Here is a 25,205-nt window from a genome sequence, read left to right on the forward strand (position 1 = left end):
ACCCCTTAGCGATCCACGTCAGCCATTACGACGTCAATTGTCGCTAAATAAATGATCAAGTCAGATACAAGACTGCCATTAATCACGGAAGGCATTTGCTGTAAGTGCGTGAAAGTCGGTGTACGGATACGGGTACGGTAACTCATGGTTGACTTGTCTGAAGTCAAATAATAGTTAGACGCACCTTTTACCACTTCCGCCATTACAGATGCTTCACCTGCAGGCATTACAGGACCCCATGACACGCTTAAGAAGTGCGTAATCAAGGTTTCGATATCTTGTAGTGTCTTGTCTTTCGGTGGTGGAACAGCCAGTGGATGGTCTGCTTTGTACGCACCAGACGGCATGTTATCTAGACATTGCTTGATGATTTTCAGTGACTGTTCGATTTCACGGAAGTGAACCAGAACACGTGCATAAGCATCGCCTTCGTACTCAACCGGCACATCGAAATCATAGTTTTCATAACCGCTATAAGGACGGTATTTACGTACATCGAAGTCAATCCCTGTTGCACGTAGACCTGTACCGGTTACACCCCAAGCCAATGCAGATTTTGCATCGTATTGCGCAACATTACGGGTACGACCGATAAACACCGAGTTTTTCAATGCTGCTGTGTAGTACTCGTTCATACGCTTCGGCATCCAGTCCAGGATTTCGCGAATGAGGTGTTGCCAGTTGTTTGGAAGATCGTGTGCAGTACCGCCAATACGGAACCACGCCGGGTGCATACGGTAACCAGTAATTGCTTCGATGGCGTCATAGATTTTTTGACGGTCAGCGAACATATAGAATACTGGTGTCATACCGCCGGCATCCTGAATTGCAGTACCGATATACAACAAGTGGTTATTGATACGGAACAATTCGGACATCATGACACGGATACATTGCGCACGGTCAGGAACAGTGATTCCCGCCAGTTGCTCCACACCCATTACATAAGGCATGTTTTGCGCACAACCACCCAGGTAGTCAACACGGTCGGTATACGGAATGAATGAATGCCAGGTTTGACGTTCAGCCATCTTTTCCACACCACGGTGGTGATAACCGATATCAGGCACACAGTCTTTTACTTCTTCGCCGTCCAGCTGCAAGATCACACGGAACGCACCGTGCGCAGATGGATGGTTAGGCCCCAGGTTCAGGAACATGAAGTCTTCATCGGCGTTACCGCGTTTTAGACCCCAGTCTTCAGGAACGAAACGAAGGTGCTCCTGTTCAAAGTCCTGCTTGGCCTGGTTCTGCATATACGGTGTATATTCAGTGGCACGTGCAGAATATTCTTTACGCAGCGGGTGACCTTCCCAGTATGTCGGCAACAAGATACGACGGAGCATTGGATGCCCTTCGAAGTTGATACCAAACATATCGTAAGCTTCACGTTCGTACCAGTTGGCATTTGGCCAAATGTTGGTTGCTGTTGGAATATTGAGATCACTCTCATTCAAGGCAACTTTAATACGAATATCCGTATTACGCTCTAGCGACAACAAGTGATAGAACACAGTGAAGTCTGACGCAGGCAAACCGTCACGGTGAGTACGTAAACGCTCATCTACCGCAGACAAATCGAACAGCATCACGTAAGGACGTTCTACTTTCCGCAAGAACATTAAGACTTCTTGCACACGTGCGCGCTCAACCCAGACTGTTGGAAAGTCTTCAAAAGTCGTTTGCACAAAGAAGTTCTCACCAAATTTGGTTTTGAGCTCTTCTATAATTGCAAATGCTGGGCGTGAATCAACAGGCGTTGATTCTGGCATAGCAATGTCAGTTTCAGCCATTGGCTTGGCTTCCTATTCAATACAAATTCAGTCAACCTGAACGACAATTACACCCAGACCGGGTGCATCAATATTTTGTCGCTCGGATTATTTAATTTCATCCATAGAGCGTAAGTTTTTCACGGCAATACGTTCAGCATTCTTACGGTCACGTTCTGGCTGCATCTTTGGCTTATACACTGGCTGAAGATCCTCACCAATAACCGCTGAAAGTGGACGGCGCTCTAATTGAATTTGGTCTTGTAACAACATTAATGCTTGCAATAATGCTTCAGGACGTGGCGGACAGCCCGGAATGTACACATCGACAGGGATGATTTTATCCACACCTTGTACAACCGAATAAATGTCGTACATACCGCCAGAGTTTGCACAAGCACCCATTGAAATCACCCATTTAGGCTCTAACATTTGCTCATATAAACGCTGGATTACAGGTGCCATTTTCACGAAGCAGGTCCCTGCAACGATCATTAAGTCCGCCTGACGTGGTGAAGCACGAATAACCTCGGCACCGAAACGCGACATATCATGCACACCCGTCAAAGTGGTTGCATATTCTACGTAACAGCAAGATGTACCAAAGTTAAAGGGCCATACAGAGTTTTTACGGCCCCAGTTTACAGCTGTATGCATTACATCCTCTAAACGAGTCATGAACACATTTTTATTCACTTCTTCTTCAAGCGGATCAGTAACGATTTGACGCTCTTGAAGTGGATATTGATCAGCATTCGGATTCGCACGGGTTAATGTATATTTCATTCCCGGGTTACTCCTTAGTAGATGATGTAGTCGCAGATTTTTTCACACGACCAGATGATTGAGCTGGAATTTGACCTGTAGGATCAACAACCAACTCTTCAATAGAATTGAAGCGTGTAATATCGGCAAGGTTCATATTTGCTGAACCCACTTTCGATTTCATCACTGCCGCTTTGAGACGATCGGTTGGTGCCCAGTTTAATGCGCCTACAGCAATCGCATAAATCAAAGCAATCAATAAATCGACTACAAAAATTACAACAGTGGTAAAACCGAACCAACCTACTTCACGAACTGATGTAGCCCATGCGTAGAGATACAATGCTTCCAGGTCAAATACCACAAAGAAAATAGCAACCAAGTAGAATTTCGCAGATAAGCGGATGCGTGCTCCACCAGCACCTACCACACCTGACTCAAATTGCTCTTGCTTTGCACGGCCCCATGATTTACCCCCAAGGAGTAAAGGAACTGTGAGCATAAAGACACAAAGAAATGTAACGCCGATCACGAAGGCAATAATTGCCCAATCGTATGGAGTAATGGCACTCATGCGGGGATAACTCCTGGCAGGCCTAATTTATTAACAAAGAATGTATGTATTGGCCTTCAAATACACCAAACACAAAATTAATCCCGTCAATTGTACCTGATTTATGATTTCACTTGCTAGCTCATAAGCCTTAGTCTTTTGGATGATTTTTTCAGCATTATCGCTTTTAATTTACATCTATTCCTTTACACAACACCTTCATCGTTTTATTTAATAAAAACAGTTATTTTTATTAAATTTTCTCACATTAAGATTTTATGAGGAAATATTGCTCACTTATTTTGCAATCCAGAAATACAATTATTGTTGAATATTCTTTCGATTCTAAAAGTTCAGTTTATTTTGAGTATTTATTTAAAAAATGACAGGAATCAGAAAAATTGATTAAATTTTCCTTCCTATCATCACGGTATTAAAAATACCGCCTTTCTTTGCTTTAGAAATTACCTCATATCTTTTACATAAGCTGCTTTATTCTTGTGGTTTTTTTGCAACACTTTGACATGCGTTTAACAGTTTGTGATATTGGTATTTAAAATTCAAAAAGCGAATAGACAGGAGAAACTATAATGACATTAAAATATGCCCATGAATCTGAATATTTCTTCTTTGCACAACTGTTAGTTCATCATGTGGAAAGATACATCGAGAAACACCCAGATGCTCAGGATGCCATTTTTGACCTGCGTGATATCTATGACCTTTTCCGCCAAGACTTTGCTGCAACCACCACCAATCTCGAAGCTATTTTAAACGTTGCAGATGAATACAAGGTCGAAACATTAAATGGGGACCAGAAATTGATTAGCCATTATGCCATAGATCCCAAAAACAATTCTTTGCTACTAGATCTTAATGCCGATGCACTCGCTAGCTTAAAACAGGGAAAAAGCCTGATTGAACCAGATGCCACCAGTCATGAATAAGACTAAAAAGCACCGCATTCGGTGCTTTTTAGTGTTCCCTATTCTTTAAAATTCTGTCTGTATGACACCATCAGCCTTAAGGACACCGGTTTTCTTTTTTGCTTTATTAAACCGCTGTACCGGCCACGACATGGTGAAACGAGCCCCGCCTAAAATCGGGCTTTGATCCACCTCAATTTTCCCACCAAACCAGTAAGCAATACGGCTCACAATGGACAAACCTAGACCATAGCCCCCTGAAGCACGGGTACGGCTGTCATCCAGACGGGCAAAAGCTTCAAAAATGCGCTGCCGCTCTTCCTCAGGAATACCGGCACCATCATCCTCTACCTGAACATAAGCCTGCCCCGCGTCATTGATACCACCACTGACAAGCACTTTATGATCACAGTAGCGAACCGCATTGCCAACCAGATTTTGTACTACACGATGCAAGTAACGCCGCTCGGCATCGACCACCACACTAATAGGTGGTGCTTTGAGTTCAATTTCTTTTTGAGTTTTAAGTGCCTCGGTTTCAATCACCACCTGATCCAGCACTTCAAACAGCACGATTTTTTCAAAATCTAAAGAAGGTGTGCCCTGCTCCAGTTTTGCATAGGTCATGATTTCATCAATCAAGGTATTGAGCGCTTCAATATCTTTATCAATCTGTTCAACCTGTTGTAGGCGATACTCATAGTCATCTTCTTCGGCCAACATTTCCATACCAAAACGGATACGTGCTACAGGTGTTCGCAGTTCATGCGAAACTGCACGCATCAGCTCACGCTGTGCTTCAATCAAACGCTGAATATGATCGGACATGCTGTTGTAATTGGTCGCCAGACTGGCCATTTCATCAGTACCATCGACCGGTAAACGCAAGGTCATGTCACCCGATTTCATACGATGCAAGGCGTAATTCACTTCACGTAAACGACGCTGCATTGGCACCAACAACCCATATACGCCAAGGCTTAACACAAATAGACTCAGTAAGGTAATGCCAGCAGCTAACTGGAAAGGCATCCAGTTAAATAAAGGTACAGGCCCTAAAACCAGCACCTCGGAAGGTGAGCTGGGCATAGGAGAAACGATCGAGATGGTGGTACCCCGAACCGAGGCATTATCACGGTACAAAATAATACTGTGATCCAAGCGAAGCCGGCCGATTTGTTCAGAATCAAGCGGCAGGTTTTGCACTTTTTCAATGGCAATCGGATAAGAAAAATTCGATTGAATTTTGGCGAGATACTCTTTTTCTTGCCCAGGGTAATACACCAGATAATCCAAAATGAAAATAGGTAAGGCTTTCATCTGGCGCTCGCCTATTTTATTCACTTTTACATACAGCAAATGCTGAGGATCATCTTTCAGACCAATAATGATATAAGCAATGAAGTTTTCTGCATCATAACGAACGGCTGCTTTACGCTCTTCAATCCGTTTTCTCTCGGTACGCGATAAATCCACCTTAGCCGCATCAACATAATAGATCGGCAGCTCCAGCAAATCAGAAGCATCGGAAATCCAGTCTTTTTTCTGCTGCTCATTCGGCTGTCGGGCAATCCCTTCACTAATGATATAAGAAATACCATCGGTTAAAGATTCACGATATTCTTGCGCACGCTGATAATTGATGATTTGTACCAGCAGATAGCCAAATAAGGCAACCAAGGCCACTAAAATCACTAATCCTGCATAAATGCGCAAGAATATACTGTGTTTAAACACGTAGTTGTCCTATAAAATTAGCGAGCGGGCAGAGATTAAAGACCTGTTTCTTTAACGAACAGATAACCTTTACTGCGTACCGTTTTAATACGTTTTGGATTTTCAGGATCATCGCCAATTTTTGGACGGATACGCGAGATACGCACGTCAATTGAACGGTCCTGACCGTCATATTCAATACCGCGCAGACGCTCAAAAATGTCTTCACGGGAAAGAATGCGACCCGCATTTGAAGCTAACAACCATAACAGGTCGTATTCCGCGCTGGTAAAATCAACCAACTCACCATTCAAGGTCACTGACCGGCCACCATTATCAATCACAAGATCATCAAATTCTATGCGTTGAGCCACTTCATCTTCAGGAGCCTTGTCGGTACGGCGCAGCAAGGCACGAATACGGGCAAGCAATACACGGGGTTGAACAGGTTTTGCGACATAGTCATCTGCCCCCATTTCCAGACCTAAAACCTGATCCATGTCTTCAGTACGGGCTGTGAGCATTAAAATCGGCTGATGATAATGTGGACGTACTTCACGACAAATGGTCAAACCATCCGCACCCGGTAACATGACATCAAGTACCACCAAATCTGGCTGTTCAGCGATGATACGGCGGATTGCACGATTACCGTCAGGTTCTACCCCAACTTCCAATCCGTTACGGATAAGGTATTCTTGAGTCAAACGCGCAAGACGTTCATCGTCTTCAACAATTAAAATTTTAGGTAACTTTTCTTCTTGGCTCATAAAATGCCCCTTTATATGGATTAAGCTATCCTTAAAAATCCGTTGGATAGGCTTTAATATCTTCTGCAATATACACACGTTTACATTGTAAACAAGATGCTGTTCACCAAACTGATACATCAAAGTAGCATTTTGTTATATTTTTTTTAAACATTGAATTTATTGAATTTTTCATATTCTAGTAATTTTCAGGCTATTTATAGAAATATTTAGCTACAAAATGTCTATTTTTTAAACCGCCCGTCTGTTTGCACAGTTTCTGACTAGTTAGATAGCTTCTTTTAAGTTATCCACAATGTTATCTATAAGCACATTTTTTTAGCTTTGTTATGCTATGCCTTGCCTGATAAGGCTTATAGAAAAATCAATAAAAATAGCAATATTTTTACAGAGATTAATGCATGTACTAAGAAAAATATTTAGCAAAATGTCAATATTGATCTACCCTAAATTTTCCCGTATCTTGTGTTCAATTAATTTTAAAACCACTAGGTCTTGTGTTTATTCCTCAAATACTGTGGCATAAAATTTGCCCGGTTCAAATGGTCCATAAACATAAAAATAGATGACAATGGAGCTATGCTAAATGAGCGTAATCACTTCAACTCCTGGTCAACTTCAGGTGATTAAACGCACCGGTGATGTTGCCACTTTTGACGCAGAAAAAATTTCTGTAGCGATTGGTAAAGCTTTTTTGGCTGTAGAAGGCCAGCAAAGTGCAGATTCTAGCCGTATTCATGATCGTATCGAGCAACTGACTGAAATGGTAATGAATACATTTAACCGTCGTTTACCGTCAGGCGGCACAATTCATATTGAAGAAATTCAAGACCAGGTTGAACTTGCGCTGATGCGTACTGGTGAACAAAAAGTTGCACGTGCGTATGTCATCTACCGCGAACAACGCTCTGAAGCACGTAAACAGACTGGCGCTCATCACCATCCAACTTTACAAGTGACTACTGCAAATGGTCAGCTTAAACCGCTTGACCTGGGCGCACTAGAAGCACATGTGGCAAAAGCAGCTGAAGGCCTGGAAGGTATTGACGTTAAAGCCATTGTCGATGAAACCGTAAAAAACCTCTATAATGGCGTAAAAGAGTCTGACATCGCTACAACGATGATGATGGCGACACGTACCCGTATTGAACAAGAACCTAACTATACTTATGTGACTGCACGTTTACTTCGTGACAATCTGGTTGCTACAGGTTTAGAGTTCTTAGGCCTATCTACAGACACCAACGAAGGCAATGCTTTAGAGACCTTCCTTAAGAAAGGGATCGAGCTTGATCTTCTGTCACCAGAATTATTGAATTTTGACCTTGCGAAACTGGCAGCAGCCATTCAACCAGAACGCTCAAACCAGTTCACCTACTTAGGTCTGCAAACCTTATTTGATCGTTACTTCATTCATTCAAATGGCATCCGTTTTGAATTACCGCAATTGTTCTTTATGCGCGTTTCAATGGGGCTGTCGTTAAATGAAGAAAACCGTGAAGAGCGTGCCATCGAATTCTATAACTTGTTGTCTAGCTTCGACTACATGGCCTCTACGCCGACCCTGTTCAACTCTGGTACTTTGCGTCCACAGTTGTCGAGCTGCTACCTCACCACGATTGCCGATGACCTTTATAACATTTATGGTGCAATGCGTGATAATGCCATGCTGTCTAAATGGGCTGGCGGTTTAGGTAATGACTGGACGCCTGTTCGTGCCTTGAACTCGTATATCAAAGGTACTAACGGTAAATCACAAGGTGTCGTACCTTTCCTTAAAGTGGCCAACGATACTGCCGTTGCGGTAAACCAGGGGGGTAAACGTAAAGGTGCGGTATGTGCATACTTAGAAACCTGGCACCTGGATATCGAAGAGTTCCTGGAACTGCGTAAGAATACCGGTGATGACCGTCGCCGTACCCATGACATGAACACAGCAAACTGGGTTCCAGACCTGTTCATGCAACGTGTATTTGAAGATGCTGAATGGACATTGTTCACGCCGTCTGAAACACCAGATCTTCACGATTTAACCGGTCAGGCATTTGCTGAACGTTATGCTTATTATGAAAGCATTGCCAAAGAAACCGACATGCTGCACAAGAAAGTGCGTGCCAAAGACTTGTGGCGCAAAATGCTTTCTATGCTGTTTGAAACAGGTCACCCTTGGATCACATTCAAAGACGTATGTAACTTGCGTTCACCACAACAACACGTGGGCGTAGTGCATTCATCTAACTTGTGTACAGAAATCACGCTAAATACAAACCAAGACGAAATTGCGGTATGTAACCTGGGTTCGATCAACCTGGTACAACACGTTCAAGGTGGTGTACTAGATCGTGAAAAATTGGCGCGCACTGTAAAAACAGCCGTTCGTATGCTCGATAACGTGATCGACATCAACTACTACGCAGTTCCGCAAGCGAAAAATTCAAACTTGAAACACCGTCCGGTCGGTATGGGTATCATGGGCTTCCAAGATGCTTTATATGAAATGAAACTGGCTTACGGTTCTGATGAAGCTGTAGATTTCGCTGACGAATCTATGGAAGTGATCAGCTACTACGCGATTCAGACTTCTAGCGACTTGGCTGTTGAACGTGGTACTTACGAAACATTTAAAGGATCACTTTGGGATCAAGGTATCTTGCCAATCGATTCTTTAGACATCGTGGCTAAATCACGCCCAGAACGTATGTTTGAAGTAGACCGTACACAACGTTTAGACTGGGACACTTTACGTGCCAAAGTTCAAAAAGACGGTATGCGTAACTCGAACGTAATGGCGATTGCACCTACTGCGACTATTTCGAACATCTGTGGCGTATCTCAATCGATCGAACCGACTTTCCAAAACCTATATGTGAAATCAAACCTTTCTGGTGAATTCACAGTGATCAACCCGTACCTGGTACGTGCGTTAAAAGATCGCGGTCTTTGGGATTCAGTGATGGTCAACGACCTGAAACACTTTGAAGGTTCGGTACAAAAGATTTCGCGTATTCCTGAAGAGCTTAAAGCGATTTTCGCAACTGCGTTTGAAGTTGAGCCACGCTGGATTGTGGATGCTGCATCACGCCGTCAAAAATGGATTGATCAGGCTCAGTCTCTTAACCTTTACATCTCTGGTGCAAACGGTAAGAAACTTGACCTGACCTATAAAATGGCTTGGTTACGTGGTCTTAAGACGACTTATTACCTCCGTGCATTGGGTGCAACTTCTGCCGAGAAATCGACCATTAATACTGGTGCATTAAACGCAGTTAAACCTGCCACTGTTGCAGCGCCAGTTACCGCTGCAGTAGCGCCTGAAGTGAAAGCTGAAGCAGCTGTTGAAGATGATTTTGCTCAAGCAGCACCAGTGCCAATGGCATGTTCAATTGACAACCCTGATTGTGAGGCTTGTCAATAATCACTGATTAAAAGCAATTTATCCGTCGAGCTAATTAATTTAATGAATTAATTAGCTCTGAAAATAGCCAATTTGGCTATCAAGGATGTTGTTAATAGTCAGAGATAGCCAAATCGCCAAAATTAACGGTGATTAAATGGACAGCTTTATAATCATATGTGTTTTAGGATTAATAGCTTTTTTAGCAACGTTGTATGCAGTGAAGTTAAAATTTTCATTTAAAGCAAATAGAGATAATTCGCAAAATATGAAAATTATAAATAACATCACTAACCATAATTACTATGGTAATCACGACAAAAAATTCTAAATCACATTAAACACACAAAGGAAAACACCATGCTCCATATGACTCATAACTACATGTTAGGACTTGCAGTACTGGTGTTTGCCTTTATTTTCTTTTACACGCCTATGGTTTATGCGTTTTTAGCCATTCGCAAACAGCAGCGTAATCAAAATAAGTCGTGAGGATATCTGTCCTATCGAACAAGATTAGAGCAGTAGTCGGCAAAACTTAATTTTGCTTACACAATTTAAGCGTATAGTAGACATCTTCGTTTGTGAGATGTCAGATAACGGATATAAGCAACGAAGAGAGAATTGATATGTCTATCCTAAGTTGGGACGATTTCGAAGATGATTCGCAAAAACCGGCTGCACCTGAACACAAGTCTGCGTCCGTCGAACCGCAAAAAGCGGCTCATACACAGGTGGTATCTGATGCACACAACGCACCGTCGCATGTGGCAACTGCACAACCCCTTAGAGCCACTCAAAACCGAGGATCAAATCCAACCGATTCATTGGCAAGAGCATCTTCTTCCCTAGAGAACCTTGATGTTGCTCCAGGTCTGGAAGAGCTTGAAATGGGCGCGCAGCGTGTACAGGTTGATGATAAAGCCATGATCAACTGTCGTGCTGACCTGAACCAGCTGGTTCCATTCAAATACGAATGGGCTTGGCAAAAATATCTGGACGGTTGTGCCAACCACTGGATGCCGCAAGAAGTCAACATGAACCACGACATCGCGCTTTGGAAGTCTGAAAATGGCTTGACTGAAGATGAGCGTACCATCGTGATGCGTTCGCTTGGTTTCTTCTCGACTGCCGATTCACTGGTTGCAAACAACTTGGTACTGGCGATTTACCGTCACATTACCAACCCTGAATGCCGTCAGTACATCTTGCGTCAAGCATTTGAAGAAGCGATTCATACTCACGCTTATCAGTACTGTATCGAGTCGCTAGGTATGGATGAAGGCGAAGTCTTCAACATGTACCGCGAAGTACCGTCAGTAGCGCGTAAAGCCGCTTGGGGCCTGAAATATACCCAGTCTTTAAGTGATCCTACTTTCAAAACTGGTACTCCTGAAAACGACCAGATTTTGCTTCGCAACCTGATCGCGTTCTACTGTGTACTTGAAGGTATTTTCTTCTACTGTGGTTTCAGCCAGATTTTGTCTATGGGCCGTCGTAACAAGATGAACGGTGTTGCCGAGCAATTCCAGTACATTCTGCGTGACGAGTCTATGCACCTGAACTTCGGTATCGACATGATCAACCAGATCAAGATCGAAAACCCGAACCTTTGGACTACAGAGTTCCAGGAAGAAATCATTCAGATGATTCTTGAAGGCACCATGCTTGAAATCGAATACGCACGTGACACCATGCCACGCGGTGTACTCGGCATGAATGCTGCGATGATGGAAGAATACCTGAAGTTCATCTGTAACCGTCGTTTAGCGCAACTTGGTTTGCCTGAACAGTTCGCTGGCGTGAATAACCCATTCCAGTGGATGTCGGAAATGATGGACTTGCGTAAAGAGAAAAACTTCTTTGAAACGCGTGTAACGGATTATCAGACTGGCGGTGCTTTAAGCTGGTAAGAAATATAAAAAGCCGTAAAACGACACATAGAATGTCATTTGCGACACATTTATGTCACTCGTTAGAGTAAAAGAAAATAGAGCCACTTGGCTCTATTTTTTTATTATTCAAATTTTAACTATTTTATGATTTTCCCAAATAAAAATACTCTTATGGAGATAGTTACCATCTTTAAAGTATTGATGAATATCGTCCTTCCCTTGAGAGTAACCTTCATACTGCTGATTACGCTCCCCCCATAATATCCAAATGAAGGTTTGATTTGTATCATCCAGATAGTTTTCAAAAAGATCTTTTCTTAGATAGGATACAGAACCTTTTAGATTATTGGTTGTCGAGGAAAGCGTTCTGAATACTGAAGCTAATCCCTTATCATCATATAAATCAGGTTCACCATTTTGATACCTTAGATTCATGCTTTGACAAATTTCAGGATTTGGAAAATCTATTCCTCCTGCTTGATTCAAAGAACTGTGATAAGACTCCCGATAATGGAGTTGAGTTTAAAAATAATACCTTAAGCCATATTTGTGAAAATAGGAAAATAACTATTCTCCCATCCCCTGCCTGACCTGCTGCACCATCGGTGGTAATCACATTCACAGCGGCACCCAAATTACTCATGCCTTGTCTAAAAGTTACCTGATCAATTTCTGTATCTGCTTCATCATCAGCCATTTTAAAACTTTGGGCATGTTGTAATAAATCTTTTCCAGATGGAACGGACATCAGTTTACTGTTCATCACCTTCTCCATCACTGAAATCCGCTATTGATCATACAGTGCAAATTTCAGTGTTGCTGTTTTTAATTACCCGATCAGCTTGATGCTTGGGTAGAAAAATAAGTAATTTATACATGGGCAACCGAAGCGATTTCCACCAGCGCATCGGGTTTGACCAGTCCTGTTTGCACGCAGTAACGTGCCGGTTTATCCCCCGGAAAATATTCAGCATACACGCTATTGATTGCCGCATAATCTGCCCAGTCTTTGACGAATACATGATTAAAGGTCACGTCATCCATTGTGCCACCGGCCGTTTCAATCACTTTTTTAATGGTTTCCAGAATATGACGGGTCTGTGCTGCCGCATCGCCGACATGCACCACATTGTTATGTTCATCAAAAGCTAGTGTGCCGGAAACGTACACAATATTGTCTGCTTTGGTTGCCGGTACGTACGGTGCCAATGGTTTGCCTGTTCCTGCAGGTAAAATAATGTCTTTAGGCATGTGTTTTCCCCTATAAATCCTTAAGCCGATTTGTCCAAGATTTTTAGTTAAGATTGAAAAATTTCCACAAAATTCTGTGTAGCTGACACCCAGCCAAAAAAAGTTTTAATGTTATACAGACTGGCTGCATGTGCTTCCGCCGGACCGGCCTGATAACAGGCATCTGCCAGCACCACGCCGAAATATTCCAGAAAAAAGCCGTCTCTTAAGGTCGATTCGACACAAACATTGGTGGCAATGCCGACAAACACCAGATTACGAATCCCTTTGTTGCGCAGCATGCTGTCCAGTGCCGTATTGAAGAAACCGCTATAACGGGGCTTTTCAATCACGATGTCTTGCACCAAAGGTTGCAGCTCATCAATCAGCTCAAAATCCCAACTGCCTTTAGCCAGTAATTTTCCCTGTAATTCAGGATACTTATGCATGGTTTTTAAAGCATTGGATTTATGAAAATTGGGCGAATTGATCCCGCCCGCTTCCACATACTGATCATCCCAACCATTTTTGAAATAAATCACCTGAATGCCGGAGGCATGTGCCGCATCGACTGCTTTTTTGATGTTCTCCACCACCGGCTTGGTTTTAGACACATCAAAACCAGCCAGATCCAGATAGCCCCCTTTGGAGGTATAGGCATTCTGCATGTCAATCACAATCAGTGCGGTTTGCTCGGCTGAAAGCTGGATCGCTTCCGGTTCAGCCTTTAACACTTTTCCTGTTCCGACGGCTTGGGTAAAGCCTGTACAAACCACATGTTCTAAAAATTCATTTGGGTTCATGCTGACTTCTCCAAGGCTGTGGCTGGAGCGGTTACACCTTCGACCACAACATGTTCACGACATTTCATTAACGGTTGAATTCTTTGACCAAAATCCTCTACTCCTTGAATAAAATCATCAAAAGTTAACAGGATGCCTTCGGTGCCTTTAATTTCACCAATTTCATCCAGCATTTTCGCGACATTTTCAAAAGAACCGACAATGGTGCCCATATTGACTGGAGATATACTAGAAGCCATTTGGCGAATATTGGTATCGGCACCGGATTTGGTCTCCTGACTGCCTTGATTCATCAGCCAGTTAATGGCTTCTACATCTGCTCCCTCGTTATAGCTTTGCCATTTGGCAAAAGCTTCTGCATCGGTTTCTGCAGCAATCAGCATAAACAGCACATAAGTTTGCACATCACGCCCGGTCTTGTCGGTTTGTGCTTTTAAGCGGTCATTGATGTCTGCATAGGCAGTCGGCGTATTTAAACCTTTGCCAAAAACAAAATTGTAGTCTGCATATTTGGCCAAAAATGCCAGACCTGTATCCGACTGTCCGGCACAGATGATTTTCATATCAGCTTGCGGTCGCGGGCTGCCCCTGCAATCTTCCATTTGAAAATGCTTATCCTTAAAGTCTGATTTTCCAGTCGCCCACAGTTCACGTAAAATTTCTACATACTCAGACAGATAATCATAACGCTTGGCAAAGTATTCATCTCCGGACCACATGCCCATTTGTTGATATTCAGGGGCTTGCCATCCCGTCACCACATTTAAACCAAAACGGCCATTGGAAATGGAGTCAATGGTAGATGCCATGCGAGCCACAATAGCTGACGGCATCACCAAAGTTGCCGCTGTTGCATAAATTTTAATTTTACTGGTTACTGCCGCCAGACCGGCCATTAAGGTAAAGGTTTCGAGGTTATGATCCCAAAATTCTGTTTTCCCGCCAAAGCCACGCAACTTGATCATGGAAAGTGCAAAGTCGAATCCATAATGTTCTGCACGCTGTACAATCTGTTTGTTCATTTCAAAACTCGGTTTATATTGTGGTGCATTTTCCGAGAGCAGCCAGCCATTATTCCCGATTGGACAAAAGACGCCTATTTTCATTTTCGATACCTATTTTTTACCATTTGGTTATAAATACACTTCAGGTAATTAACCTGTTTTTTCATAAAAATTATTTAGCAAATGCTATTCCAAATAATTTTAATCATTAATTATCAAATATTTATAATTATTTTATTTTAACAAATAGTAAAATAAACAGTTAAATAAATGCACCTTTATTAGCCATCATGGCTCCAAAAAAATGCATGGTTTGAAAAAACCGTCAAATTCAATTTGCCTTATATTCAAGCTGTCTTTAATAAAATGGATAAAAAACCCGTGATTTTAAACAATCACGGTGAGCTAGGAGGATAAGAAATTATCGAGAAATCCGTTGCAAATTTTATTAACAAGCCAGTTTCATTTACTCAAGACGTTACTTGCAAAAAGTGTTTATGCAAAAATTCAAGCATGGTTTTATTCAGTAATTCAGGCTCGGTTTGCGTGGAAGCATGGGCTCCAGTTGCAAGAATACTTAAACATCCATGTCCAAGCCGCTGCTTTAAATCACTCGACTTGTGTACAGGAACCAAAAAGTCATCCTGATTGGCAATCAAATGCAACTGACTGTGTTGCAAGGCCTGTATATGCTGCTCATTAATTTTAAATTGTTGTGCTACCTGAATTCGCTTGAGTACATTTTGCGGCGGCGGAAAATCCGCGAGTTGAATATCCTCCAAAGTCTTTAAATGCTGATGATGTTTTGAAATCCAGCTCGGTGGATATAAAAACAGTCCCTGCGCCCTGACATAAGCATCAGAACCCGCTGACTTTAATAGAAGAGTCCGTGCTTCAAAGCATTTTTGCGTATGTGGGTCGAGTTCGTCCCAGCAATTGATACAGGTCAGGCTGAGCACTCTCAGCTCAGATGAATTGAGCAATAACGCTAGCTCTGCACCAATAAAACTGCCAATTGCATGTCCCACAAAATGAAAATGCCGAATTTTTTCTTGCCTGATAATTTGCAGTAACTGCTGGGCCAGATGGATAATGTTGTAATCATCAGGCAAAATTGCTGAATCCGCATGACAGCCCTCCTGATCATACGTCAAAATATGAAAATATCGCGTGAATGCATCAATTTGAGGGCGCCAGAAACTGCCATGCCCGCCCAAACCGGAAGAAAAAATTAAAAAATCGGCGGCTGAATTTTCTGTGCACAAATGAATTTTATAGTTCATTTTTTTACCATTTATTCAAATAATTTAAAAAATAAACAGCAAGTTTTATGCCTGAAAAATCACATCAATTCAGCCTGTCTGATTCTTGGAAACCTTGGCTTGCAAGGCTCATAGAAAAAGTAAAATTTTATGCAAAATAAACAAAAGAATAATTTGGCTCTAAACACTGAATAACAGGATTTACTTTCATACTCAAATCTACAACAAAAATAGATAAACCCAAGAAAACTCAAACACTTAAAATAGATAAACACAAAAATAGATACCAGAAAATAACTTGCTAAAACAAGGATTAAGAATTTAAACACAACTTAATTGGAGGAAAATTTATAGCATTCATAATGCAACACCTGTTTCCCCATACAGCAGTCATTATGAAAAAAATAGCCATCATGGCCCTATCTCTACTTTGCTTGAAAGGTGATGATGAATGGACATACCTACTGAATATCCGCTATTTCAATGCCATTATCTGCCCCGTTATTTAATTGGGTTAATCTTTATTCCTGCTATATTTATTGTTTTAGCGCAGCACTCGCTCAGTAACTTCAATATGATTAAAGATTTCAGTAGCCTGATTCAATACTTATTGCATCAATCCATGCCGGGTTGGTTGATGCTGGCACTCTTCATCATGCTGACATTGATTGCAATCAATATGAAATTGGTCATCACCCGCCAAAGCATATCCATACAAAGTTTTGGCATAAAGTTAAGCAATCTGGTACAGCGCAACAGGCTTTTAAAGACCCAGCTTTATTCCTCTCACAGCTCAAGGTATCGCACATATAAGCCCTTCGCAGCAAAAGCATTCAGCCAAGAACAACAGTGGAAAGTGAGTAGTCTCGGCTTTATTTTAAAACCTGAATTTCGCAAGCAATATAAAATGACACATATTGATCTTAATATGTTCGATAAAGACAACCGAAAAAAACTGATTCAGATTTTGGCGCAACACTATGATTTAGACCCTAAATTTTTTTTAGGTAGAGCACAACTTGCCAGACAGAAATTACAGCACAAGCTTCGATAAAAAAGCGCTCTCGGCGCTCTTTTATCAGGTTCTACTTAAGTCGGGATACGCAGTACCTGCCCGGGAAAAATATCATCAGCATCTTTTAACAAGGGACGGTTAGCCTCAAATATTTTGTTGTATCGATTGGCGTCACCATAATATTCTTTTGAAATCTTGGACAAGGTATCACCCGATTTAACTGTATAGAATTTACTTTCCGGAGCAGGTGTTACCACGGTCATTTGGTCATCTACTTTAGCCACATGATCGACATTCCCTACAGCCAGGACAATTTTTTCGCGGTCGGCCTGATTTTGTACCTGCCCTTTAATGGTCGCCAGATCGCTGCTGCTGTTATAACTCACCGATAAACCGGTCACTGGCAAGCCTAAAGCTTTAATATGCCCCAGAAGCTTGTTTGCGATTTCTTGTGCAGAAGGTTCTGCTGGAGGAGTTGAAGCGACCGGAGCTGGCTGAGGTTCTGCTGGTGCCGTATTTTTTTTACCAATACCTTTTACAAAATCAAAAAGACCCATTGTATTTCTCCATCATTATTATTTATGCAATTTGAAATAGCGTCTTTTTTTATACATAAAATTAATTCAAAGAAAGGTTGTCTTTGGTCCAGCAACAGTAAAGATATGTAATTATCATTTTGATGAGTAAATAAAAAAGCCACCTAAAGGTGGCTTTTTTATATTCAGCAGAGCTGAAACAACAATTAACCTAGTTTCTTAGAAACATAGTCAATAGCTGATTGAACAGTTGTGATTTCGTTAGAATCTTCATCAGGGATAGTGATGTCAAAATCATTTTCGAAAGACATAACAAGCTCAACTAAGTCCAAAGAGTCAGCACCTAAGTCATCCATAAAAGATGCTTCGTTTTTGATTTCTTCAGCTTTAAGACCAAGTTGTTCTGCAACCGCTTGTTTGATACGTAGTTCGATATCGCTCACAGGAATTCTCCTCATTGCTTGTGGCGTTTTTAATGCCGTTAGTTTAATTGAATATCTTATTTTTGCAAAGTTTATACTTGAGCTTAGCTCATGTATAAACCGCCATTTACATGTAAAACAGTACCAGTGATATAGCTTGCTTTATCGCTTGCTAAAAAACTCACGGCATTTGCGATATCTTGTGGATCACCTAAACGGTTTAATGCCACTTGATCACTCATTTTTTTACGAATGTCTTCGCTTAATTGATCCGTCATTTCTGTTGCAATAAAGCCAGGTGCCACAGCATTCACGGTAATTTGGCGGCTGCCCATTTCTTTTGCAAGACTTCGACCAAACGCTTCGATGCCTGCTTTGGCAGCAGAATAGTTGGCCTGCCCCGGGTTTGCAAAGTGTGCTACAACAGAACTGATATTAATAATGCGGCCAAAACGTGCTTTAGTCATGCCCTTTAAGACACGCTTAGACAGACGGTATACTGCCTTCAAATGAATATTGAGAATATCGTCCCAATCATCTTCAGACATACGCAGTAACAAATTATCTTTGGTAATGCCAGCATTATTCACTAATACAAGAACTGGACCATATTTTTGTTCAATATCTGTAACTAGTGCATCAATGGCTGCCGCATCACGTACATCCAGTACTGCACCCGCACCATTTTCAGCAAAACTTGCAGATAATTTTTCTGCGCCCGCTTCTGAAGTGGCGGTTCCCACTACAAAATAACCGTCTTGAATCAATTGCTGAGCGATGGCTGCACCAATCCCTCTGCTCGCGCCTGTCACTAATGCGACTTTGCGTTCCTGTGTCATGCAATTTTTCCTTCAGCCACTAAAATGGCGTTTAGCGCATCTTCCATACGACTGTTACTGTCGACTGGGAATGCTTTTTCGATATTTGGTAAACGCTTCGCAAGATTAGCCAATACATTACCTGGACCACATTCAACCACATACTGCACTCCTTGATCTTGAAGGAACTGCATGGTCTTGGTCCATTGCACAGATTGATACAATTGTGCAGTCAATGCCTGACGTAATCCTGCTACTTCTGTCGCGATTTCCGCGTTGACATTTTGTATTACAGGAAGGCTAGGCAGCTCAATGGCAGTATGTTCCAAAGCTTGTGCAAATTTGTCAGCCGCCGGTTTCATCAGCGAACAGTGCGATGGAACAGAAACAGGTAAGGCAATGGCTTTACCGCCATTTTCTTTTGCCAACTCCATGACCGCTTCGACCATGGTCTTATCACCTGCAATCACCACTTGGCCCTGAGCATTATAGTTGGCAGCTTCTACTGAACCACGCCCCTGAATATTGACCTGTTCGCATAATTCAATCACTTTGGCATCATCCAGACCCAGAATAGCCGCCATTGCACCTTGACCCTGTGGTACTGCATCTTGCATTAATTTGCCGCGCAAATTCACCAGCTTAACCGCATCACCCAGTGACATCGCTCCGGCAGCAACCAATGCGCTGTATTCACCCAGTGAGTGTCCTGCAAGATATTTTGGCGCCACTCCACCCAACTCTAGCCACACACGCCAAAGTGCAATACTTGCGGTGAGCAGTACCGGCTGGGTAAATTCAGTCTGATTTAAACCTTCGCCGCTTTGTGCAATGTGCCAGAGGTCAAAACCCACGGCTGCCGATGCTTCTGCAAAAGTTTCTGTCACGCTACTAAACTGTTCAGCCAATTCTGCGAGCATACCGACTTTTTGTGAGCCTTGACCCGGAAATACAAATGCTGTTTTCGTTGCTTGAGCAACTTGCTCGAGTTGTTTAGCAGACATAAAAAAATCCTGTAATGAAGTGATATTGTTATTCAACAATCGGTTAAATAACCAACATACACTTATGTAAGCTTATTTACGGAACGGAATTTAACACTTAATTTTTGTTTTGGTAATTGCCAAATACAACAAAAAGACGCCATAAAAAAAGGGAGCTTAACGCTCCCATTTTTTCTACTAAGCTTGACGCTTAATACATCATCAATTATTCAGCAGATGCTTTAGCGAATAATTGGCGACCACGGTAGATACCATCTTTAGATACGTGGTGACGACGGTGAGTCTCGCCAGTAGCTTGGTCTACAGTTAATGCATTCTCGGTTAAAGCGTCATGTGAACGGCGCATGTCACGGCGAGAGCGACTTTTACGGTTTTGCTGAACGGCCATGATGGCTCCTTACAAAGATCGAAAAAATGGATCAGAACAAATTCAGTTGTCTTATACTTAACAGTATAACACAAAAATTAGTTAAGTTTACCCTTCAAACTTGCCAAAACACCAAACGGGTTATCCCGTTTTTCTTCGACAATGTCATCAATGGCAGGTTGATGCTTATGCTCACAAACGTCATGCTTAGGAGACAAAGGCAACAACAATAACAATTCATCTTCTATCAGAGAAAGTAAATCAGCCGTCGCAGGCGCATCATAGCTGCCTTTTGTCGTTGCTTCACTCTCACCTAAGACGATGAAATCAGCATCCTCATCCAAGCGCTCTATCAGTGATTCATCATCCACAAGCGCTAAATGAAAGTCTGAAACGAGAGAAATTTCAACAGGATTCAGACAACGCTGACATTCCATTGGTACTTTCGTTTCAACATGACCATCTAACCATACGATACGATGATACGCATCCATTGATAGCTTACAGTCTATGTTAATCAATTGATCATCAATTGATCCAACAGCTTCACGGGAAATACGAACAAAGCGAGACAATGGCAGTGTACCTGACCATGTAAAGCCCTGTTCAGCCCATTTAAACGGCTCAATCTGTGCCGGAAAGGTATTTGCTGACATAATTAAGGCGGCAATTCTACAAATTCATCGGTACTCTGTCAAAGATTAAGATACAATTTTGTACTTATTTAGACAGATCAATTGGGTAATACAAGTCATGCATCAGTTGCAGCCGCAACCTGAAGTCACCACTTCATTACAGTTAACTACTTATTCAACCTCAAGTTCTGCTGTTTCTATCGACCCTGTGCAACGCTCACCCTGGGCCAGTTTGCAAACTGAAGTTCAACAAGTTGATTGGCTTATACTACACTTTAATCACTGGTTTTCCCACTTAAATGTGTGTTTGGTCAAAGGCGATTTTGAACCTGAATATTTTCCGGCAACCGAAGATGCGCCTGCCCGCATTCAATTTGCCCATGGTTTCTTTAATAGTGCCTTGCATGAAATCAGTCACTGGACTATTGCGGGTGAGCAAAGACGCTTGCTCCCCGACCTGGGTTACTGGTATGCCCCAGATGGTCGCACGGCAGAACAGCAGGCTTTATTTGAGCAGGTCGAAATCAAGCCTCAAGCGATTGAATGGATGTTTGCACAAGCTTTTGGTCGTAAATTCCGTGTATCTCTGGATAACCTGACTGGTGACGGCGGTGACGGCAGCACCTTTAAAGATAATGTCTTTGCTCAAGTACAACGTTATTTTTCCGGTGAAGCCAAGTTGCCACGTGATGCTGCACATTTTATTGCCTGTATCTGTGCCTGTACCCGGGGTGGCAAAACATTACAAAGTGACGAGTTTCAACGTGACATGCTGGATTAATTTACACAAAATCATCAAAGCCTGATTGCAAGACTTTGTAAATTCAACAGATAATGACTAATAGTAAGTCGGGGGAGAAAATAAATATGCTGCATTTAAGAATACATCCTGATAATCCTCAACCACGTTTGATCAGCCAGGCAGTAGAACGTATTCGTGCCGGTGATGTGGTGGTTTACCCGACCGATGCGGCCTATGCCATTGGCTGCCAGATCGGCAATAAAAATGCCATGGAACGGATTGCGCAGATTCGTGGTCTCGGTCTAAAGCATCAATATGCCATTCTTTGTTGTGACTTATCCGACATTGCCACCTATGCCAAAGTCGACAATGCCATGTATCGTCTGCTGAAAAACAATACCCCGGCAATCACCACTTTTATTCTGCCGGCGACCAGTGAAGTGCCTAAACGCTTGATGCACCCGAAAAAGAAAACCATTGGTTTACGCGTACCAAGCAACCGTGTGTGCCAAATGTTGCTTAAGGAATTGGGTGAGCCATTGTTAACCAGCACCCTGATTCTTCCCGGTCAGGATGAACCTTTAGATGACCCTTATGACATTGAGCAACAACTGGAAAAGCGTATTGATGTATTTATTGATAGCGGATTCGGCACCTTAAGCACCACCAGTGTTGTAGATTTATCCGGTGACAATCCTGAAGTGATCCGTCGTGGTGTAGGTGATGTCAGCGCTTTTGAATAAGCACGGTTAAGATTAAAGGGAATGTTCAGGATCAAGGAGTAGTGCGAGAATGGATCTGTTTTATGTGCTGCTCAACTATCATGATTTTGAGGTAAATAGCCGCATTTATGCGGAAATGCCCTGGACACTTGAGTCTAAAGTGAAAATTATGAAGGCAGATGCTGAGCAACCCCCTTCTGCGATGATCGACAACACCTATGCATTTTTCCTGGAAGTTGCCGTTATTCACAAATTATCCAGCCTCGATCAAACTCAAAATTTATGCATCCGAGACAGTGCGCAACAGATCATCGAATTTGCGCTCAAGTTATCGACATCCACCGCAACAGATCATTAAACACAGTAAAGTTAAAGAACATCACGCAAGCGCATTTTTTGTTGCCCATTCTGATCAAAATTATCTGCCCTTAACCAGGCCAGATAGGCTTTTTCCAGCTCAGGCCACTCTTGATCCAGAATTGAAAACCAGGCGGTATTGCGGTTACGACCTTTGGCAATACGGTCTTGGCGAAAAGTGCCTTCATAATGAAAGCCAAAGCGCAAGGCTGCGCGTTTAGAGGGCAGATTTAAGTCATCACACTTCCATTCCACACGGCGAAAACCCTGCTCAAAACACGCCTTTAATAATAAATAGATGACTTCTGTCGATGCTGTAGACTGTTTCAGTTGATGTGAAAAATAAACATTGCCGATTTCAATAACCTGATCGGCGGAACGCTGGTTCAGCAAGCCTACCCATCCTACAATTGCATGATTGGCTTCTACCAGATAATGAACTGAATTTTTGAAATTAAAGTTATTTTCAAGAGCAGTTTGCAATTCCGCTGCATTTTCAAAACCCGAATAAGGTAAATAAGTCCAGCAGCTGCGATCTATTTCACCATTTACACATTGCCAAACTTGCTTCAGCTGATCTTCACTCATGGTTGCTGAAGATAAGACATGCAGGGTGGCATATTTACCATAAAGGGTATCGGCTAAAAAATGGGTCGGCAAAGGATGAGATACGGGAACTCCAATAAACTGCCCATATTCATTTTCTTGTACTTTTTCATGATCTTTCATGACATCGGGGATCTCTTTTTTATTGGCATTCATATTGCCGAAAAATTTTGCTTTATTCTATATTCAGAATCTTCTTTTATTCTATTCACAATATGAGGCCTAATGCTATGCCCCATTTTTTCATACAAATCCAAAATCCAATCGGTTCGGTCAAAAAAATTAAAACCATACTCCCCTATGCATTTCACCTCATCAAGCCAGTTAAAAACCTTACTGAATTTCAGGTTTTTTTGTATTTGTTGACTTAACTAATTTATTTGAAGTCAAATTTCCATTACACTAGCACTTACTAATTTACGTGCTTTTTCTTTCGATGCGAGATCGAGGCAAAAGCATCATCCTGCATGCCTTTGAAAATTCGCGTGGCCTAAAACTGCAATGAATCAACCTATCCATAATCCTATGGAGCCAAGCTCACATATCCGTGTTATGGATGAGTGGCAAGATACGATTCCAGAGGATTTATATATTCCTCCTGCTGCATTTGAAATTCTGCTAGAGCATTTCGAAGGTCCACTCGACTTCCTGATTTACCTGATTCAAAAAAACGGTTTTGACTTATTACAACTGGATATCGCTCCCATTGCCGCGCAGTATCTATCTTATATGGATGCCATGAAGTCGCTGAATATTGAGCTGACGGCAGATTATATGGTGATGGCTGCCTTATTGGCCGATCTTAAATCACGACTGCTGTTGCCAAAACCGAGCACAAGTGTTGTCGTTGAAAAAGATCCCAAACAGCAACTGATTGACCGGCTGGAAACCTATTTACGGGTCAAACAGGCGGCGGAACGTTTAGGACACATGTCTGTTCTGGAACGCGATACCTTCCCGGCCAATATTAGTCTGGGTCAGGTGGTGCAAATCAATGAAGGTTATGATGTCAGCCAGTTACGTGATGCGCTGTTTTGCGTATTCAATCGCCCAGAACCGGTTACCCATCAAATTCAGCAAGAACCGGTGTTGCTTGAAGAACGCATCGCCTTTATTGAAAGCCGTTTACAGTCCGGTGAAGTGCTGCATTTTGAAGCCCTGCTTAAACCCAGCCAGGGGCGCATGGGCATGGTGGTTACATTTATGGCCATTTTAGAACTCACACGGCAACAAAAAGTAGCTATTATTGCCAGCGGTATTGAAGCACCACTTGCAATTCAAGGAGTAGCTGCATAATGGATCATCAAGCAACATCTCTATCTGTTGCCGAGAATCAACATGAAGTGCTGATGCAACTGGAAGCCATTATTTTTGCCAGTGAAACAGCTGTTTCGCTTGCACGTTTGAAAGAAGCATTCCAAAATCAATATAATAAACAGGAATTGCGTCAGTTGTTACAACAGCTTGCCATGCTACAACATGGTAGATCGATTGAACTGGTAGAAACCGCACAAGGGTTCCGTTTCCAGGTTCGGGCTAAATATCGCAATATCATTACCCAGGTGTGGCCGGAACGACCAACTCGTTTATCACCCACCCTGCTCGAAACCCTTGCTGTGATTGCTTATCACCAACCAGTAACCCGGGCAGATATTGAACAGATTCGTGGAGTTTCAAACAATAGTCAGATCTTAAGATCATTGTTTGACTGGAACTGGATTAAAGAATCCGGCTTCAGAGAACTACCGGGAAGACCCGCGTTGTTAGTTACAACGCCACAATTTTTAAATGCTTTTGGTCTGACATCTTTAGGCCAATTGCCTCCCCTGCAGGATGCCAAGGAAGCTTTTATGACGCTCGATGCTCACGCAGCGAAGTCATAGATAGGTGA

The 25,205-nt window shown here is 42.3% G+C and carries 27 protein-coding genes and 1 pseudogene; 10 read left to right on the top strand and 18 right to left on the bottom strand.

Annotated features, from left to right (window positions below; genetic code table 11):
* Positions 1–5 precede the first annotated feature (5 nt).
* From nuoC to ndhC, 3 genes are all read right to left on the bottom strand, one after another.
* Positions 6–1,793, bottom strand: coding sequence for an NADH-quinone oxidoreductase subunit C/D (nuoC, locus tag FTT87_RS08530; RefSeq protein ID WP_086196037.1), 1,788 nt, complete (start codon positions 1,791–1,793; stop codon positions 6–8).
* Positions 1,794–1,880: 87 nt separating this feature from the next.
* A complete protein-coding gene (locus tag FTT87_RS08535; RefSeq protein ID WP_180082261.1) occupies positions 1,881–2,558 on the bottom strand; it encodes an NADH-quinone oxidoreductase subunit B family protein in 678 nt (225 codons plus the stop codon).
* 7 nt (positions 2,559–2,565) lie between these two features.
* Positions 2,566–3,111, bottom strand: coding sequence for an NADH-quinone oxidoreductase subunit A (ndhC, locus tag FTT87_RS08540; RefSeq protein WP_086196039.1), 546 nt, complete (start codon positions 3,109–3,111; stop codon positions 2,566–2,568).
* Between the two features lie 569 nt (positions 3,112–3,680).
* On the opposite strand from ndhC, the gene FTT87_RS08545 reads away from it, so the two are divergent.
* Complete coding sequence (locus FTT87_RS08545) at positions 3,681–4,037, top strand: hypothetical protein (protein ID WP_086196040.1); 357 nt, start codon at positions 3,681–3,683, stop codon at positions 4,035–4,037.
* 45 nt (positions 4,038–4,082) lie between these two features.
* Here FTT87_RS08545 and bfmS read toward each other — a convergent pair whose 3' ends face one another.
* Both bfmS and bfmR read right to left on the bottom strand, forming a co-directional pair.
* Positions 4,083–5,753, bottom strand: coding sequence for a sensor histidine kinase BfmS (gene bfmS / locus FTT87_RS08550; protein WP_373423507.1), 1,671 nt, complete (start codon positions 5,751–5,753; stop codon positions 4,083–4,085).
* Between the two features lie 35 nt (positions 5,754–5,788).
* On the bottom strand, positions 5,789–6,502 hold the full coding sequence (bfmR, locus tag FTT87_RS08555; RefSeq protein WP_086196042.1) for a response regulator transcription factor BfmR: 714 nt from the start codon (positions 6,500–6,502) through the stop codon (positions 5,789–5,791).
* A gap of 586 nt (positions 6,503–7,088) precedes the next feature.
* Between bfmR and FTT87_RS08560 the strand changes: the two genes are divergently transcribed.
* The 3 genes from FTT87_RS08560 to FTT87_RS08570 all read left to right on the top strand — a co-directional run bounded on the left by FTT87_RS08560 (position 7,089) and on the right by FTT87_RS08570 (position 11,809).
* Complete coding sequence (locus FTT87_RS08560; RefSeq protein WP_180174691.1) at positions 7,089–9,917, top strand: ribonucleoside-diphosphate reductase subunit alpha; 2,829 nt, start codon at positions 7,089–7,091, stop codon at positions 9,915–9,917.
* Between the two features lie 339 nt (positions 9,918–10,256).
* Positions 10,257–10,388, top strand: coding sequence for a preprotein translocase subunit YajC (locus FTT87_RS08565; protein ID WP_086196044.1), 132 nt, complete (start codon positions 10,257–10,259; stop codon positions 10,386–10,388).
* A 137-nt stretch (positions 10,389–10,525) separates the two neighbouring features.
* Positions 10,526–11,809 carry a ribonucleotide-diphosphate reductase subunit beta gene (locus tag FTT87_RS08570; protein WP_180174692.1) on the top strand — a complete coding sequence of 428 codons (1,284 nt, stop codon included), beginning with the start codon at positions 10,526–10,528 and terminating at the stop codon, positions 11,807–11,809.
* Positions 11,810–11,917: 108 nt separating this feature from the next.
* On the opposite strand, the gene FTT87_RS08575 is transcribed toward FTT87_RS08570, so the two are convergent.
* The 6 genes and pseudogenes from FTT87_RS08575 to rutD form a co-directional block, all read right to left on the bottom strand.
* Entirely contained in the window at positions 11,918–12,277 is a 360-nt protein-coding gene (locus tag FTT87_RS08575) for a hypothetical protein (RefSeq protein ID WP_180174693.1), read from the bottom strand.
* Positions 12,278–12,371: 94 nt separating this feature from the next.
* Positions 12,372–12,488, bottom strand: a pseudogene (locus FTT87_RS16230) (FMN reductase); the annotation flags it as partial.
* 173 nt (positions 12,489–12,661) lie between these two features.
* Positions 12,662–13,042, bottom strand: a complete 381-nt coding sequence (gene rutC / locus FTT87_RS08585; protein ID WP_180042491.1) for a pyrimidine utilization protein C — start codon at positions 13,040–13,042, stop codon at positions 12,662–12,664.
* 47 nt (positions 13,043–13,089) lie between these two features.
* Complete coding sequence (rutB, locus tag FTT87_RS08590) at positions 13,090–13,824, bottom strand: pyrimidine utilization protein B (protein ID WP_180174694.1); 735 nt, start codon at positions 13,822–13,824, stop codon at positions 13,090–13,092.
* Positions 13,821–14,930, bottom strand: a complete 1,110-nt coding sequence (rutA, locus tag FTT87_RS08595; RefSeq protein ID WP_180174695.1) for a pyrimidine utilization protein A — start codon at positions 14,928–14,930, stop codon at positions 13,821–13,823. Before rutA ends, rutB begins: the two co-directional genes overlap by 4 nt.
* 368 nt (positions 14,931–15,298) lie before the next feature.
* Complete coding sequence (gene rutD, locus FTT87_RS08600; protein ID WP_180082842.1) at positions 15,299–16,111, bottom strand: pyrimidine utilization protein D; 813 nt, start codon at positions 16,109–16,111, stop codon at positions 15,299–15,301.
* A 601-nt stretch (positions 16,112–16,712) separates the two neighbouring features.
* On the opposite strand from rutD, the gene FTT87_RS08605 reads away from it, so the two are divergent.
* A complete protein-coding gene (locus FTT87_RS08605) occupies positions 16,713–17,144 on the top strand; it encodes a hypothetical protein (RefSeq protein WP_180174696.1) in 432 nt (143 codons plus the stop codon).
* 35 nt (positions 17,145–17,179) lie between these two features.
* Here the strand turns inward: FTT87_RS08605 and lysM are convergent, their stop codons facing one another.
* From lysM to FTT87_RS08635, 6 genes are all read right to left on the bottom strand, one after another.
* Positions 17,180–17,662 (bottom strand): peptidoglycan-binding protein LysM, encoded by a 483-nt coding sequence (gene lysM, locus FTT87_RS08610; RefSeq protein ID WP_180042496.1) that lies wholly within the window; start codon positions 17,660–17,662, stop codon positions 17,180–17,182.
* A 185-nt stretch (positions 17,663–17,847) separates the two neighbouring features.
* A complete protein-coding gene (gene acpP / locus FTT87_RS08615) occupies positions 17,848–18,084 on the bottom strand; it encodes an acyl carrier protein (protein ID WP_004651013.1) in 237 nt (78 codons plus the stop codon).
* 83 nt (positions 18,085–18,167) lie between these two features.
* Complete coding sequence (gene fabG / locus FTT87_RS08620) at positions 18,168–18,902, bottom strand: 3-oxoacyl-ACP reductase FabG (RefSeq protein ID WP_166171102.1); 735 nt, start codon at positions 18,900–18,902, stop codon at positions 18,168–18,170.
* Positions 18,899–19,885 (bottom strand): ACP S-malonyltransferase, encoded by a 987-nt coding sequence (fabD, locus tag FTT87_RS08625; RefSeq protein ID WP_180174697.1) that lies wholly within the window; start codon positions 19,883–19,885, stop codon positions 18,899–18,901. Before fabD ends, fabG begins: the two co-directional genes overlap by 4 nt.
* A gap of 205 nt (positions 19,886–20,090) precedes the next feature.
* Positions 20,091–20,273 carry a 50S ribosomal protein L32 gene (gene rpmF / locus FTT87_RS08630; RefSeq protein WP_004279227.1) on the bottom strand — a complete coding sequence of 61 codons (183 nt, stop codon included), beginning with the start codon at positions 20,271–20,273 and terminating at the stop codon, positions 20,091–20,093.
* 77 nt (positions 20,274–20,350) lie between these two features.
* Complete coding sequence (locus FTT87_RS08635) at positions 20,351–20,908, bottom strand: DUF177 domain-containing protein (protein ID WP_086196070.1); 558 nt, start codon at positions 20,906–20,908, stop codon at positions 20,351–20,353.
* A gap of 97 nt (positions 20,909–21,005) precedes the next feature.
* On the opposite strand from FTT87_RS08635, the gene FTT87_RS08640 reads away from it, so the two are divergent.
* From FTT87_RS08640 to FTT87_RS08650, 3 genes are all read left to right on the top strand, one after another.
* Positions 21,006–21,668: an elongation factor P hydroxylase gene (locus FTT87_RS08640; protein WP_180082017.1), complete on the top strand. Its 663-nt coding sequence runs from the start codon at positions 21,006–21,008 to the stop codon at positions 21,666–21,668.
* An 86-nt stretch (positions 21,669–21,754) separates the two neighbouring features.
* Positions 21,755–22,372 (top strand): L-threonylcarbamoyladenylate synthase, encoded by a 618-nt coding sequence (locus FTT87_RS08645; protein ID WP_180042499.1) that lies wholly within the window; start codon positions 21,755–21,757, stop codon positions 22,370–22,372.
* Between the two features lie 49 nt (positions 22,373–22,421).
* On the top strand, positions 22,422–22,709 hold the full coding sequence (locus FTT87_RS08650) for a hypothetical protein (protein WP_180082015.1): 288 nt from the start codon (positions 22,422–22,424) through the stop codon (positions 22,707–22,709).
* A gap of 11 nt (positions 22,710–22,720) precedes the next feature.
* On the opposite strand, the gene FTT87_RS08655 is transcribed toward FTT87_RS08650, so the two are convergent.
* Positions 22,721–23,437, bottom strand: a complete 717-nt coding sequence (locus FTT87_RS08655; protein ID WP_180042501.1) for a GNAT family N-acetyltransferase — start codon at positions 23,435–23,437, stop codon at positions 22,721–22,723.
* A gap of 378 nt (positions 23,438–23,815) precedes the next feature.
* On the opposite strand from FTT87_RS08655, the gene FTT87_RS08660 reads away from it, so the two are divergent.
* On the top strand, positions 23,816–24,610 hold the full coding sequence (locus tag FTT87_RS08660; protein ID WP_180042502.1) for a ScpA family protein: 795 nt from the start codon (positions 23,816–23,818) through the stop codon (positions 24,608–24,610).
* Positions 24,610–25,197, top strand: coding sequence for an SMC-Scp complex subunit ScpB (scpB, locus tag FTT87_RS08665; protein WP_180042503.1), 588 nt, complete (start codon positions 24,610–24,612; stop codon positions 25,195–25,197). Before FTT87_RS08660 ends, scpB begins: the two co-directional genes overlap by 1 nt.
* Positions 25,198–25,205 lie beyond the last annotated feature (8 nt).

Origin of the sequence: Acinetobacter sp. YH01022 (assembly GCF_013420235.1) — a bacterium.
Lineage (GTDB): Bacteria > Pseudomonadota > Gammaproteobacteria > Pseudomonadales > Moraxellaceae > Acinetobacter.

Bases quoted from the DNA above. Each gene is read 5' to 3' on its own strand.
- fabG (WP_166171102.1), bottom strand. From the start codon at position 18,902: ATGACACAGGAACGCAAAGTCGCATTAGTGACAGGCGCGAGCAGAGGG.
- FTT87_RS08535 (WP_180082261.1), bottom strand. From the start codon at position 2,558: ATGAAATATACATTAACCCGTGCGAATCCGAATGCTGATCAATATCCA.
- nuoC (WP_086196037.1), bottom strand. From the start codon at position 1,793: ATGGCTGAAACTGACATTGCTATGCCAGAATCAACGCCTGTTGATTCA.
- fabD (WP_180174697.1), bottom strand. From the start codon at position 19,885: ATGTCTGCTAAACAACTCGAGCAAGTTGCTCAAGCAACGAAAACAGCA.
- FTT87_RS08605 (WP_180174696.1), top strand. From the start codon at position 16,713: ATGCCGGGTTGGTTGATGCTGGCACTCTTCATCATGCTGACATTGATT.
- ndhC (WP_086196039.1), bottom strand. From the start codon at position 3,111: ATGAGTGCCATTACTCCATACGATTGGGCAATTATTGCCTTCGTGATC.
- rutA (WP_180174695.1), bottom strand. From the start codon at position 14,930: ATGAAAATAGGCGTCTTTTGTCCAATCGGGAATAATGGCTGGCTGCTC.
- FTT87_RS08645 (WP_180042499.1), top strand. From the start codon at position 21,755: ATGCTGCATTTAAGAATACATCCTGATAATCCTCAACCACGTTTGATC.
- rpmF (WP_004279227.1), bottom strand. From the start codon at position 20,273: ATGGCCGTTCAGCAAAACCGTAAAAGTCGCTCTCGCCGTGACATGCGC.
- FTT87_RS08640 (WP_180082017.1), top strand. From the start codon at position 21,006: ATGCATCAGTTGCAGCCGCAACCTGAAGTCACCACTTCATTACAGTTA.
- bfmR (WP_086196042.1), bottom strand. From the start codon at position 6,502: ATGAGCCAAGAAGAAAAGTTACCTAAAATTTTAATTGTTGAAGACGAT.
- rutD (WP_180082842.1), bottom strand. From the start codon at position 16,111: ATGAACTATAAAATTCATTTGTGCACAGAAAATTCAGCCGCCGATTTT.
- FTT87_RS08660 (WP_180042502.1), top strand. From the start codon at position 23,816: ATGAATCAACCTATCCATAATCCTATGGAGCCAAGCTCACATATCCGT.
- FTT87_RS08560 (WP_180174691.1), top strand. From the start codon at position 7,089: ATGAGCGTAATCACTTCAACTCCTGGTCAACTTCAGGTGATTAAACGC.
- FTT87_RS08650 (WP_180082015.1), top strand. From the start codon at position 22,422: ATGGATCTGTTTTATGTGCTGCTCAACTATCATGATTTTGAGGTAAAT.
- FTT87_RS08655 (WP_180042501.1), bottom strand. From the start codon at position 23,437: ATGAAAGATCATGAAAAAGTACAAGAAAATGAATATGGGCAGTTTATT.
- rutB (WP_180174694.1), bottom strand. From the start codon at position 13,824: ATGAACCCAAATGAATTTTTAGAACATGTGGTTTGTACAGGCTTTACC.
- lysM (WP_180042496.1), bottom strand. From the start codon at position 17,662: ATGGGTCTTTTTGATTTTGTAAAAGGTATTGGTAAAAAAAATACGGCA.
- FTT87_RS08565 (WP_086196044.1), top strand. From the start codon at position 10,257: ATGCTCCATATGACTCATAACTACATGTTAGGACTTGCAGTACTGGTG.
- FTT87_RS08545 (WP_086196040.1), top strand. From the start codon at position 3,681: ATGACATTAAAATATGCCCATGAATCTGAATATTTCTTCTTTGCACAA.
- rutC (WP_180042491.1), bottom strand. From the start codon at position 13,042: ATGCCTAAAGACATTATTTTACCTGCAGGAACAGGCAAACCATTGGCA.
- FTT87_RS08635 (WP_086196070.1), bottom strand. From the start codon at position 20,908: ATGTCAGCAAATACCTTTCCGGCACAGATTGAGCCGTTTAAATGGGCT.
- FTT87_RS08570 (WP_180174692.1), top strand. From the start codon at position 10,526: ATGTCTATCCTAAGTTGGGACGATTTCGAAGATGATTCGCAAAAACCG.
- scpB (WP_180042503.1), top strand. From the start codon at position 24,610: ATGGATCATCAAGCAACATCTCTATCTGTTGCCGAGAATCAACATGAA.